This is a genomic window from Marinobacter xiaoshiensis (assembly GCF_031631795.1).
GTDB classification, from domain to species: Bacteria; Pseudomonadota; Gammaproteobacteria; order Pseudomonadales; family Oleiphilaceae; genus Marinobacter; species Marinobacter xiaoshiensis.
On sequence record NZ_JAVMBO010000007.1, the window covers coordinates 20,479 to 32,749 of the forward strand.

Annotated in this window: 11 protein-coding genes; 2 read left to right on the top strand and 9 right to left on the bottom strand. The window is 54.3% G+C overall.

The genetic code is table 11. The annotated features are described in order from the left end of the window. Positions 1 to 42 precede the first annotated feature (42 nt). From RKA07_RS03955 to RKA07_RS03995, 9 genes are all read right to left on the bottom strand, one after another. Positions 43 to 1,686, bottom strand: coding sequence for a fatty acid--CoA ligase (locus RKA07_RS03955; RefSeq protein WP_200202642.1), 1,644 nt, complete (start codon positions 1,684 to 1,686; stop codon positions 43 to 45). A gap of 105 nt (positions 1,687 to 1,791) precedes the next feature. After that, positions 1,792 to 2,124, bottom strand: coding sequence for a Na+/H+ antiporter subunit G (locus RKA07_RS03960; protein ID WP_200202641.1), 333 nt, complete (start codon positions 2,122 to 2,124; stop codon positions 1,792 to 1,794). 15 nt (positions 2,125 to 2,139) lie between these two features. Beyond that, positions 2,140 to 2,409, bottom strand: coding sequence for a K+/H+ antiporter subunit F (locus RKA07_RS03965; RefSeq protein ID WP_200202640.1), 270 nt, complete (start codon positions 2,407 to 2,409; stop codon positions 2,140 to 2,142). Beyond that, a complete protein-coding gene (locus RKA07_RS03970; RefSeq protein WP_200202639.1) occupies positions 2,406 to 2,894 on the bottom strand; it encodes a Na+/H+ antiporter subunit E in 489 nt (162 codons plus the stop codon). Before RKA07_RS03970 ends, RKA07_RS03965 begins: the two co-directional genes overlap by 4 nt. After that, positions 2,894 to 4,432 (bottom strand): monovalent cation/H+ antiporter subunit D, encoded by a 1,539-nt coding sequence (locus tag RKA07_RS03975; RefSeq protein ID WP_310965643.1) that lies wholly within the window; start codon positions 4,430 to 4,432, stop codon positions 2,894 to 2,896. The genes RKA07_RS03970 and RKA07_RS03975 overlap by 1 nt, the downstream gene beginning before the upstream one ends. Further along, on the bottom strand, positions 4,429 to 4,797 hold the full coding sequence (locus tag RKA07_RS03980) for a Na+/H+ antiporter subunit C (RefSeq protein ID WP_200202637.1): 369 nt from the start codon (positions 4,795 to 4,797) through the stop codon (positions 4,429 to 4,431). The genes RKA07_RS03975 and RKA07_RS03980 overlap by 4 nt, the downstream gene beginning before the upstream one ends. Further along, positions 4,797 to 7,598: a monovalent cation/H+ antiporter subunit A gene (locus RKA07_RS03985; protein ID WP_310965644.1), complete on the bottom strand. Its 2,802-nt coding sequence runs from the start codon at positions 7,596 to 7,598 to the stop codon at positions 4,797 to 4,799. The genes RKA07_RS03980 and RKA07_RS03985 overlap by 1 nt, the downstream gene beginning before the upstream one ends. A 394-nt stretch (positions 7,599 to 7,992) precedes the next feature. Then, positions 7,993 to 8,175, bottom strand: coding sequence for a hypothetical protein (locus tag RKA07_RS03990; protein WP_200369627.1), 183 nt, complete (start codon positions 8,173 to 8,175; stop codon positions 7,993 to 7,995). An 87-nt stretch (positions 8,176 to 8,262) separates the two neighbouring features. Further along, complete coding sequence (locus RKA07_RS03995) at positions 8,263 to 9,261, bottom strand: GlxA family transcriptional regulator (RefSeq protein ID WP_310965645.1); 999 nt, start codon at positions 9,259 to 9,261, stop codon at positions 8,263 to 8,265. 189 nt (positions 9,262 to 9,450) lie between these two features. Between RKA07_RS03995 and RKA07_RS04000 the strand changes: the two genes are divergently transcribed. Beyond that, complete coding sequence (locus tag RKA07_RS04000; RefSeq protein ID WP_310965646.1) at positions 9,451 to 11,253, top strand: acyl-CoA dehydrogenase; 1,803 nt, start codon at positions 9,451 to 9,453, stop codon at positions 11,251 to 11,253. Positions 11,254 to 11,442: 189 nt separating this feature from the next. Beyond that, the gene (locus RKA07_RS04005; RefSeq protein ID WP_310965647.1) at positions 11,443 to 12,222 is read left to right on the top strand and encodes a crotonase/enoyl-CoA hydratase family protein; all 780 of its coding nucleotides are present in this window, start codon (positions 11,443 to 11,445) and stop codon (positions 12,220 to 12,222) included. Positions 12,223 to 12,271: the final 49 nt, after the last annotated feature.

Here is a 12,271-nt window from a genome sequence, read left to right on the forward strand (position 1 = left end):
CCCGCAGGAAAACCTGGCGGGCCATTTGGATCTTGAATCAGATTACTGCAGTTGATCGCGAATCAGTTTTTTGTTGATCTTGCCAACACTGGTTTTTGGTATGTCTTCAACAAAATCCATCTGCTCGGGTATTGCCCACTTGTTGATTTCACCGCTCTCAACATGTTTCTGCAGGTGACTCTGAATATCTTTCAGGGTTGCCTGTACACCTGGCTTCAAGGTGATGAGTGCGTAGGGCCGCTCCCCCCACTTCTCATCCGGAATGCCAACAACGGCAGCCCCAGCCACAGCCGGGTGTTGGCTGATGAGGCTTTCCAGATCGAGGGAAGACAACCATTCACCGCCTGTTTTAATCACATCCTTGATGCGATCCTTGATGGTGAGCGTGTTGTTCGGCTCCATGGAAGCAACGTCTCCCGTATGCAGCCAGCCGCCTTTCCACAGTTCTTCGCCTTTGACAGGCTCTTTAAAGTAGCTCTGGGTAAGCCAGGGAGCCCGGGCAACTATCTCACCTTGGGCGATGCCATCGTGGGCCACCGGGTTGCCCTTAGGGTCAACAATTTCCAGTTCCACCATGGGAACGGCAATACCTGTTTTAATCCGCTTGGCTGTTTGCTGCTCCAGTGGCAGTTCAAGGTCTTCTGGCTTCAGGTGGGTTGCGCTGAGAAGAGGGCAGGTTTCGGACATGCCATAGCCGGTGTACATGCGAATACCCAGCTTGGCCGCTGCATCGCACAAACCCTTGGTCATTGCGCTGCCACCAATCAATACCTGCCAGTTACTCAGGTCTGCTGTTTTGATGGATTCTGTGGCCATCAGCATTTGCATAATAGTTGGAACACAATGGGAGAAAGACACCTTGTGCTCTTTGATCAGATCAACCAACAGTTCTGGCTCATAGCGGCCAGGGTATACCTGCTTGATGCCCATCATGGTGGCAGCGTAAGGAACGCCCCAGGCGTGAACATGGAACATGGGGGTTACCGGCATATAAACAGACGAGGAGCGCATCAGTGGCGCTTCGTCGTAGGCGGCAAGCGTTCCGGTCATTGCCAGAGTATGGAGCACCAGTTGCCGGTGGCTAAAGAACACACCCTTGGGGTTACCGGTAGTGCCAGAGGTGTAAAAGGTGGTTGCTACGCTGTTCTCATCGAAATCCGGGAAGTCGAACTCTGTGGCCGCGCTGGCTAACAGTGCTTCATATTCGCCAGCGGTGTCGAGTTTTGTGGATTTGGCCGTTTTTTCATCGCTAAGCTGGATGTAGGTCTTAACGGTCGTGATTTCGCTTTGTAACCCTTCCAGAATTGGCAGGAAGTCATCATGCACCAAAACCACATCGTCCTCTGCGTGGTTCATTGTGTAAACAATCTGATCGGGGGACAAACGCACGTTGATGGTGTGCAGGATGGCGCCGATCATAGGAATGGCAAAAAAACATTCAAGATAGCGAGGTGTGTCCCAGTCCATAACCGCTACGGTATCACCTGGTTTTACGCCCGCATCGGTGAGGACATTGGCCAAGCGATTAATGCGTTCGACAAGGTCTGTGTAGGTGTACTTGCTATGGTTGGCGTACACAATTTCCTGGTCAGGCGAGTACCTTGGTCCTGAAAGCAGTAACTGCTTAATCAGAAGCGGGTATTGATAGGCATTTTCAGCAGCAGGTAAAACTCGTGTCTTTGCCATATGTCGAATCCTTTTTCCCTGTTTTTAGTGTTGTCTGAGAAGTTGGGTCAATCTGACATAAATTATTAAAAATCGGAAGCTTACAAGGGTTTTCAAGCTCTGTGCTTATTGCTCCCAGGGTTTGCCCTCTGTGCCCTCCATTGTCTTAACGCCTATGTGCATCGCAGCTTTAGCCAGCATGTTGGCGCTAACCGGGGCCGTCATAAACAAAAACACAGTAATCAGAACTTCTGAAATGCCAATGCCCTCGCCAATGGCTGTGAAGTAGATAACCGAGCTGAGCATGATAGCGCCAACGCCCACCGTGGTGGCCTTGGTTGGTCCGTGTAGCCGGGTGTAAAAGTCTGGTAGCCGTGCCAGGCCAATTGCGCCGATCAGAGTGAAAACACCACCGAAAAGCAGCAAGGCCGAGATAGCATATTCTGCAAAAGGGCTCATAAATTATCTCCGGTTTTACTCAATTACGCTGCCACGCTTGAGGTATTTGGCCATGGCTACGGTGCTGACAAACCCCATAACCGCGATCAGCAAAGCAGACTCAAGGTACATGCGGGTGCTCAGAGTGATGCCCAGCAGGATAATCAAGGCAATGGCGTTGATATAGAGCGTATCAATCGCCAGCACGCGATCCGGCTCATCTGGCCCTATGACCAAACGGTACACGTTAAGCAGCGCGGCCAGGGTCACCATGGCGATGGTCAGGTACAGGGCAGTAGTGATCATTTGAACATCTCCATCAGCGGCTTTTCGTAGCTGTTGTAAATGGCGTCAATAACCTCCTGATCACTACCTGCGTCCAGCGCATGGATCAGCAGCGTCTGGTTGTCATCGCTGACGTCTGCGCTGACTGTTCCGGGAGTGAGTGAAATCGTACTGGCAAGAATGGATATGGCCAGTGGGTGATCAAGCGTCAGGGGATAGCTGATAAAAGCCGGTCTTGGCGTGCGGGGGCTGAGAATCAGCCAGGCCACAGAAAAACTCGCCACCACAATATCCTTCAGAACACGCAGAATGTAACCCGGCATGCGCCAGGTTTTCACAAACGCCGGGCGTTCCGGCCAGAATCCGTGAGTTATCTGGGGAATTATCCAGGCCAGAATAAGGCCCAGCACAACACTGCCGCCGGATACGCCATCGCTGAGTATCTGCCAGGTGATGAACAGAATCAGGCTCAGCCAGGGTTGAGGAAAGCTTAGGCGATCAAACATCAGTTTATCTCCCCCACCAATGGGTTCTGAGGAATATGCACAGGCGTCTGCAGGATGTTGATATAGCCCTGATTATCGTACACCTGCTCTGCAGTCGCGCGAGTGAAGTCGCTCAGGGGACCCGCTAAAACCACGATCAGCATTGTAAGGCAGGTCAGGATGCCGGTAGAGATAGCAACTCTGTTGTTCATGGGTTCCGGGGTTTCCAGATGGCCATCTATATTCCACCAGAAAACGATACTGCCCGCACGGCTGTAAGCAATAAGCGTTAGGAAACCACCAATCAGCAACACACCCCATAGCCAAGCCATTTCTGCACCGGGCTCTACAGATTGAAGGATCAGCAGCTTGCCGAAAAAGCCACTCAAAGGCGGTAGGCCGGCAGCGGCTACAGCACCGATAAGGAACAGCACACTCAGGAAGGTTCTGTGGTGCATTTTGGGTGCAGTCACTATGCTGTCACCTGCCGCGCCTCTTTGGCTTGCGACCAGTTCGGACACAAGAAAAAGGGCGGCAACCGTCCAGGTTGTGCTCACCAGATAGAATAGAGCGGCTGAGAGCCCAGCTTCAGAGCCCAGGGCGATGGGGGCAAGCAAAGTCCCTACGGAAATAATCACCTGCCAGGCGACCAGTGTTTTCAGATTGTCAGCGCCTAAAGCACCAATGACACCCATGCTCAAGGTAACCAGTGCCAGAGGGAAGAGCCAGTCCATGCCAAGGTTGGCAAGTTCGCCGGCATCATCCCCGAACATCAGCGGGTAAATTCTTACAATGGCGTAAATGCCCACCTTGGTCATGACAGCAAAAAGGGCTGCGACGGGGGCCGTTGCTCTGGCGTAAGCTTTTGGCAACCAGAAACACAATGGAAGGATGGCTGCTTTCAGGCCGAAAACAACCAGCAACATCATGCCACCGGCCTTCACAAGGTTCAGGTTGTTGCCCGTCACCTGTGGGATTTTTACCGCCAGATCCGCCATGTTCAAAGTGCCGGTTACACTGTAAATCATACCTACGCTGATCAGGAACAGGGCAGAACCGGCCAGGTTCAGAACAACGTAATGAAGCCCGGCCACTGTGCGCGAGGAGCCTCCGCCGTGCATGAGTAATCCGTAGGAGGCAATCAGCAGAACCTCAAAGGCAACAAACAGGTTGAATAGATCGCCGGTGAGAAAGGCAATGTTCAGGCCCATCAACTGGAACAGAAACAATCCATGGAACTGGCGGTTGCCTTCATCTGCGCCGCCGCTCGCGTAAATGTGGCAGAACAGGCCGAGAACCGCGGTTAGCACCAGCATCAAGGCTGCCAACCTGTCGAGCACCAGAACTATGCCGAAGGGTGGCTGCCAGTTGCCGAATGCATAAACGCGGTAGCTGCCATCGCTGGCAAGCGCCAACAAAACAACTGCGGAAACAAGCATTAACACTGTCGTGGCAATGGCCAAGGTGCGGCGCAAGCTGATAGGGGCATAGCCCATAAATACTTGCAGAATACCGCCGAGCAGAGGAATCAGAATAGGAGCGATAAGCCAGTGAGTCATTTACCGCTTACCTCTTGCTCAAGTTTTGAAGGTGGTGGGGCAGTCTCGCGCCGACCATCTACATGGTCGTTTTCGTTGTCTGCCAGATTGCGCAGTGACAAAACAACCAGAAACGCAGTCATGGCAAAGCCAATGACGATGGCCGTGAGCACCAGTGCCTGTGGTAAAGGGTCTGAATAGCTCGCGGCTGTTCCGATGACGGGTTGCTGGCCTGTGGCGAGCCGCCCGGAGGCGAACAGGAACAGGTTTACACCATAGGAGAGCAGTGTCAGCCCCATGATCACAGGGAAGGTGCGAGCGCGAAGCAGCAGGTAGACGCCCGAAGTCGTTAAGGCACCGATGGCCAGTGCAAATAACAGTTCCATTACGCGCTCTCCATTTTGCTTTTAATGGCTGAGTGAGGCGACAGCCGACCGATGCTGACCAGGGCCAGCAAGGTTGCGCCAATCACTGCCAGATAAACACCCAGATCAAACACCAAGGCTGAGGCAACTTCGAATTTGCCCACCACAGGCCAGTTGATATAGCCAAATGTAGTGGTCAGGAACGGATAGCCAAACGCCAGGCTGCCGGCACCCGCTATGGTGGCAAACAGTAAACCGAGGCCAATTACGTTGTGGTACCTGAATGGAATGCGATCCTCGGTCCACACCATGCCGCTGGCTATATACTGGAGAATTAGCGCTACGGAGGTAATAAGACCAGCAATAAAGCCGCCCCCAGGCAGGTTGTGCCCACGCAGGAAGATATAGGCAGACACCATCAGCGCCAGCGGCAGCATGGGACGGGCCACTTGCCGCAACATCAGCGGGTAGTGATCCCGTGTCCAGGCATGCCCCAACCCGTCTCCCGGAGGGGGAGTCAGTGCTGTGTTTTTCAACATGGCGTAGATGCCGAGCGCCGCAATAGCCAGCACCGTAATCTCGCCCAAGGTATCGAAGCCACGGAAGTCGACCAGGATTACGTTAACGACGTTGGTTCCACCACCGCCGGGTTTGCTGTTCTCCAGGAAGAACTCTGAAATGGAGCTGAAGGGCTGAGTCAGCATGGTCAGGGTGATCAGGGTCATGCCGGTACCTGCAGCCAGTGCAATCAGGATATCGCGGATGCGCTGGCCTTTAGAGCTTTCAATGGGGGTCCAGGAGGGCATGTAGTATAGCGCCAGCATCAGCAGGACAATGGTCACAACCTCCACAGAGAGCTGCGTCATGGCCAGATCTGGTGCGGAGAAGCGTGCAAACCCCAAGGCCACAACCAGGCCTACCACGCTCAGGAGTACGAGTGCGTAAAAGCGTTCCCGGTGCCAGGTTGCTGTTGCCAGGGCGGATACGATCAGCACGCCGGCGGCAGTGCCCGTGGGCCAATCCACAGGGCTAAGCCCATTCTCGCCAATATAAAAGCCATTCTCCGCAAGCGGCATTATGGCTACCGCAATAACGCTGACCACCAGAAGCAGGGCATAGCGTTGCAATGAGCCGTTTTCGAGCCACCCAGTAAAGCTATGAGCCATGTCTTCAATCTTCGAGACCACAAACTCGAATACCGCCTTGCCATCGACTTCCCGAAGCTGAGCATGGAAGTCGAAAAAGCGCTGGCGCTGGGTGTACATCAGCAGGCCACCAAAGAAAGCGAGGAAACTCATCAGCAGTGGCAGGTTAAAGCCATGAAGGATCGCCAGTTGATAGTCTGGTACTTCTCCGCCAAGGGTTGCTGAAGCTGCAGAATACAGCAGAGGCCCAACGGAGATAGTCGGGAACACACCAACCATGATGCAGGCAAACACAAGAATCTCCACTGGGAACTTCATGTAGCGGGGAGGCTCGTGGGGCGGGAATTTGGGTAGATCTACCGGCTTACCGTTGAAGAATACGTCGTGGACAAACCGGGCCGAATAGGCAACGGCAAAAATACCCGCCAGGGTTGCAACAATCGGTGGCACCCAGGCCCAGAGGCCAGGCAGGTTGAGCTGCAGGGACTCGGCAAAGAACATTTCCTTACTGAGGAAACCGTTCAGCAAAGGAACACCCGCCATGGAAGAGGCTGCCACCATGGCGAGGGTGGCGGTATGGGGCATATAACGCCAAAGCCCGTTGATTCGCCGCATATCGCGGGTGCCTGTTTCATGGTCGATGATACCTGCGGCCATGAACAGCGAAGCCTTGAAGGTGGCATGGTTGATTACATGGAATATAGCGGCAACCGCAGCCAGTTGAGTGCCCATGCCCAACAGCAGCGTAATCAGGCCCAGATGACTAACTGTTGAATAGGCAAGCAAGCCTTTCAAATCGTGTTTGAACATGGCGAAATAAGCGCCAAGAAGCAATGTGGCCATGCCGGTGAAACTGACCATATAGAACCATTGCTCGGTTCCCGCCAAAGCCGGATACAGGCGCGCCATCAGGAAGATGCCCGCTTTTACCATGGTGGCCGAATGCAGGTAAGCAGAGATAGGTGTGGGCGCCTGCATGGCATGAGGCAGCCAGAAATGAAACGGGAACTGGGCAGATTTGGTAAAAGCGCCAAGCAAAACCAGAGTCAGGGCTACGGGATACAGCGAATGGGATTTGATGAGATCGCCTGCGGCAAGCACATCATCCAGTTCAAAACTGCCAACAATATTGCCGATAAGCAGAATGCCGGCCAGCAGGGCCAACCCGCCGCCGCCGGTTATCGCCAGAGCCATCCGGGCACCACGCCGAGCATCCTGCTTATGGGTCCAGAAGCTGATCAACAGGAAAGAGGTCAGGCTGGTGAGTTCCCAGAAGATCAGCATCAACAGCAGGTTGCCAGAAAGCACAATGCCCAGCATGGAACCTTTGAAGCACAGAAGCAGGGAGTAGAACTTGGCTACGTTCTCCTTGGCGCTCAGGTAATAGTGCGAGTAGATGATAACCAGCAGGCCGATGATCAGTATCAGCAGTGCGAACAGAAGCGCAAGACCATCAAGGCGAAAGCTGAAGGAGAGCCCGAGTGCCGGCAGCCACTCGTATGTGTGAAGCACCGTGCCACCTGCTGAAAGAACAGACCAGTGGGGGAACAGTGCCGCCAGCGCAATCAGTGCCGGGACGGATGATGCTATTGCGATAGCCGTTCGCCCGCCCTGGGCAAATAAGGGCGCCGCAATGGCCCCCAGAAACGGCAGTAATACAACTAGCGGTAGCGACATCGCAGCCTCGTTAGCGATTTTCTTTTTATGAATGAAATTGGTTTATGAGCTTGAGTCTAGACGCCCATCGGTCACCCTGCACAGGTCGCATGGAGGCGATGTGGTTGGGCAGCGGGAGTTGGATCAGCGAAAGGCTGGTGGATCCGGGAAGTAGGGTAAACGCCCACGATGCCGCGCGATGTCAGCGGTAAGAGGGGGGCGATTGGTCTGCTTGCAGCCGACGGACCTTGCGGTCATGGTTGCTCCGTTAGTAAAACCTGGCCATTGATAATACGTGCCCGGGCTCGCAGGTCAAGTCGACTTGTGATCAATCAATTGGAGTCTGGATGCTTTTATGTGACGTGGAGGGGCACAGTCAGACCCTGTTTTGCGATCTTTATTTGCCAAAGAAACGTTATTTGGCGGATTTGAGCGCGTTGAAAATGGCTTCGGCCTCCGCCTCCAGAACCATGCTGCGCAAGCTATCGCCCTGATGGGACGCCTTCTCGATCTGTGCAAGCTTCATGGTGTACAGCCTGCTGAGAACTTCAGTCCGGGTTTGTTGAGCCGGTGCGTTCATGGCGCGTTTCTCCCACATGACACCTGTCAGTATAGTTTACGGAAACACTCGGCCGGTGGCCGCTTGAGTCATCTGATGCATAACCTGGGCCAAGCAGTCAGCACACTATCTGCCGAATCGGGACCGGTAGGCACCAGGAGCCAGCCCGGTTTGTTTGCGAAACAGACGGCTGAACGAGCTGACATCTTCGTAGCCCACCAGCCGGGTAATGTCCTCCACAGGCAAGCGAGAGTTTTCCAGATGGCTGCGGGCAGCCTCTATTCTTATAGATTGCAGGTAGCTTTTGGGCGTTTCGCCGGTGGCTACCTTGAATCGCCGCATCAGCGAGCGGGTAGTCAGGCCACTGAAAGCGGCAAGGGACTGCAGGTTAATGTCTTCGCCGTAGTTTTCCTCCAGCCAGCTTTGCAGTTTGAGGATTACTGAGTCTGAATGGTAACGCTTGGCTTGAAGTGCGCTATAGGGTGCCTGGCTGTTACGCCCGGCATCGATCACAAACGCCTTCGCCAGTTCCCGGGCGACCTGAGCGCCTGCGCGACGTTCTATAAGGTGCACACCCAAATCCCACCAAGCCATGCCACCACCTGCACAGGCAATGTGGCCATCTACTGTTACGAGCTTTTCGGGGTTCAGATTTACTTGCGGGTAGCTCTGGCGAAACCTGTCACTGAAGCCCCAGTGGGTGGTGGCCTCTTTATTGTTGAGCAAGCCCGCCTCAGCCAGCAGAAAAGCCCCGGTGCAGTTACTCGCTAACTGAACCTGCCCGGCGCTGTTCGGGTTCGGGACACTGAACTGGCCAAGCCAGGTAACCAGTTCCGGATTTGACGCCAGCACCTGATCAATCGGTGCACCGATGGTCGGCACGATCACCAGATCGGCACTCTCTGCATCCAGATCTTCCCAACTTCCATCCGAAACCAAAGTGATGCCGTTAATACACCGGCAGTGATCGCCGTTGCGCGTTAGTAGCTGCGTAGTGAAGTGTGGTTCAGGTTGCTCACCATGAATCCGCGCCCAGGTAACGCCAGCCAAGCGAAATAAATCGATCACACCTGTGATGGCACTGGCTAAAGCACCATCAAATCCAATAATTGAAACCTTTTGCACGAATTCTCCCGGCCGAACGACTGAGTCAGGGCGAAGCAGTACCACCATCACCCGGGAGCCAAAGCTCACAGGTATTTGGCAGTATTGGCCATGATTATGTCATAAATGCCGGTTCCCAGAAAAACCCGGTTGTGAGAGCCTGTACACAATTAAAGAAATGCTCCAGCCAATTACCAGGAAGCTGCATAAATGACCGACACTCTGATAGATCGCCGCGATCTGGCGTTCCAACTCTACGAAGTTCTCGATACCGAAAGCCTGCTCAGCCGCGACCGGTTCAACGAGCACAACCGCGATACCTTCGATGCCGTTATCGAAACCGCCGATAAAATGGCCAGAGAGAAGTTTGCCAATCACAACAGCGCGGCTGACAAAGACGAGCCAAAGTTCGTTAATGGCCAGGTGGAAATGCTGCCTGAAGTAAAGGTGGCATTTGATGCTTACGCAGAAGCCGGGTTTATTGCAGGGCGTTATGACTACGAATTGGGCGGTATGCAACTGCCAGAGACGGTGATGGCGGCCTGTAACGGTTTTTTCACAGCCGCTAACCCGGGTACTGCAGGTTATCCATTTCTGACCACAGCCGCTGCAAACCTTATCCGCGTGTTTGGTAACGAATCACAGAAAGCCAGTTTCCTGCCCAACATGCTCAGCGGCCGTTATAGCGGAACCATGGCTCTGACCGAACCCCATGCCGGGTCGTCGCTGGCGGACATTCGCACGTCAGCCACGCCATCGGACGATGGCCATTACCTGATCAAAGGCGCAAAAATCTATATATCCGGTGGTGAGCAAAGCATCACTGAGAACATCGTTCACATGGTACTCGCCAAGATCAAAGGCGCACCGGCCGGAGTAAAAGGCATTTCCCTGTTTATCGTTCCCAAGTTCCGGGTAGATAGTGAAGGTAATCCCGCCGACCGCAATGGCGTAAGCCTGGCAGGCCTGATACATAAACTCGGGTACCGAGGCACTACTTCTACGGCGCTTAGCTTTGGTGACGATGCGCCTTGCCACGGTTATCTGGTGGGTGAACCCCATCAGGGTCTGAAGTACATGTTTCAGATGATGAACGAAGCCAGGGTAGGTGTAGGCTTTGGTGCAGCGGTGATTGGCTATCGTGGTTACATGCACAGCCTGGAATACGCCAAGGACCGCCTGCAGGGCCGCAAGGCTTCTGAAAAGAACCCGGAAAGCCCGCAAGTGCCGATTATTGATCACGCAGATGTGCGCCGTATGCTGCTGGCCCAGAAAGCCTATAGCGAAGGTGCAGTCGCACTTTGCCTGTATGGCGCGCGTCTGATGGACGATCAGCACACCCACCCGGATGAACAGAAGCGTATTGAAGCTGGCAAGTTGCTCGACTTACTCACGCCGGTCATCAAAACCTGGCCCTCCGAACATGGCCCGAAGGCTAACGACCTGGCGATTCAGGTCTACGGCGGTGCCGGTTACACCCGCGAGTACCCGGTGGAACAGTGCTGGCGCGACAATCGCCTGAACCCGATCCACGAAGGCACCACTGGCATTCAAGGGCTGGACTTATTGGGCCGTAAGATCTGGCAAGACCAAAGCCATGGCTTGCAGTTGCTGATGCAGGAAATGCAGGTCGACTTGGAAGCCGCGACCACCGATCGCTGTCAACAATGGGCGCTGTCGTTGAGCGAAACATTGCAGCAGGCAGTCAAGGTTACTCAAAGCCTGGGTAAGTCCCTGATGAGTGGCAAAGTGGACAAAACCCTTGCTAATGCCTCCTGCTATTTGCACCTGTTCGGTCACATCATCGTGGCCTGGATGTGGTTGCGTCAGGCTAATGCTGCGGCACAAGCGCTGGCTTCTGCTAACAGCGACGACGAGCGGAATTTCTACCAGGGCAAATTGCAGGCCGCTCAGTACTTTTTCCACTGGGAACTTCCAACAGTTGCTCAGGACTTGGTGTTGTTGCGAAACATGGATGACACTTGTTTGAACATGAAGGCTGAGTGGTTCTGATTTTGGAGTAGGCTCAATCGGCGGGTGGCAGCTCCCGGGAAACGCCTGCAAGTACGTCCATGTAAGGCTTGACGGTGGCCATCCATGGCCACCGACATTCCCGGGAGCTGCCACCCGCCGCTTGCGCTCAAGCTCTGGAGATGGCTCCCGAATGTTAAATGCAACAGCTGTTTACTAAAGGTGTCACCAATGTCACTGGTTAAGGTAACGAAGCAAGATCACATCCTGCTCATAGGGCTAAACCGCCCCGAAAAAATGAACGCCATGAACCGCGCCATGTACCACGAAATCGCTGCGGCTTATTACCAGTTGGAGCACGACGACGATTTGAGAGTGGGGCTGATGTATGCCGAAGGCGATCACTTCACCAGCGGCCTGCAGCTGGATGATTGGGCAGGTGTGTTTTCAAACGGTGAGGGAATAGAACCGGCTGATGGTGAGCTGGATCCGTTCCATATAACCGGCGACGGCCTCAGCAAACCCGTGGTGTTCGCTGCCCAGGGCATTTGTTTTACCTGCGGTGTGGAAATGATGCTGAACACAGACGTTCGCGTAGCAGCGAAAGGAACCCGCTTTGCTCAGTTGGAAGTCAAACGCGGCATCTTCGCCTGCGGTGGCGCGACTATCCGCCTGCAACGGGAAATCGGGTGGGGCAACGCTCAGCGTTATTTGCTCACCGGTGATGAATGGACCGCCGAACAAGCTTACGAGTGGGGCTTGATACAGGAACTGGTTGAGCCGGGCGAGCAGTTCAACGCTGCACTGGCAATCGCCGAGAAGATCGCCAGTGCTGCGCCTCTGGGTGTGCGCGGCAGCCTGAAATCCTCCAAAATCGCCGTAAGCGAAGGCGAGGAAGCAGCAAAACAGCGCTTGTTCCCGGATCTGCAACCAGTCATGGCCAGCGAGGATGTGAAAGAAGGTATTCAGTCTTTCCTCGAACGGCGAGATGCAGTGTTCAAAGGAAAATAAGGCAGATAGCAGGGGCTTGAAGCTGCCGGTGGGCTCTGTCTCCCAAGAC

Excerpts from the sequence above, each read along its gene's own strand:
- RKA07_RS03955 (WP_200202642.1), bottom strand. The coding sequence starts at position 1,686 with ATGGCAAAGACACGAGTTTTACCTGCTGCTGAAAATGCCTATCAATAC.
- RKA07_RS03960 (WP_200202641.1), bottom strand. The coding sequence starts at position 2,124 with ATGAGCCCTTTTGCAGAATATGCTATCTCGGCCTTGCTGCTTTTCGGT.
- RKA07_RS03965 (WP_200202640.1), bottom strand. The coding sequence starts at position 2,409 with ATGATCACTACTGCCCTGTACCTGACCATCGCCATGGTGACCCTGGCC.
- RKA07_RS03970 (WP_200202639.1), bottom strand. The coding sequence starts at position 2,894 with ATGTTTGATCGCCTAAGCTTTCCTCAACCCTGGCTGAGCCTGATTCTG.
- RKA07_RS03975 (WP_310965643.1), bottom strand. The coding sequence starts at position 4,432 with ATGACTCACTGGCTTATCGCTCCTATTCTGATTCCTCTGCTCGGCGGT.
- RKA07_RS03980 (WP_200202637.1), bottom strand. The coding sequence starts at position 4,797 with ATGGAACTGTTATTTGCACTGGCCATCGGTGCCTTAACGACTTCGGGC.
- RKA07_RS03985 (WP_310965644.1), bottom strand. The coding sequence starts at position 7,598 with ATGTCGCTACCGCTAGTTGTATTACTGCCGTTTCTGGGGGCCATTGCG.
- RKA07_RS03990 (WP_200369627.1), bottom strand. The coding sequence starts at position 8,175 with ATGTGGGAGAAACGCGCCATGAACGCACCGGCTCAACAAACCCGGACT.
- RKA07_RS04000 (WP_310965646.1), top strand. The coding sequence starts at position 9,451 with ATGACCGACACTCTGATAGATCGCCGCGATCTGGCGTTCCAACTCTAC.
- RKA07_RS04005 (WP_310965647.1), top strand. The coding sequence starts at position 11,443 with ATGTCACTGGTTAAGGTAACGAAGCAAGATCACATCCTGCTCATAGGG.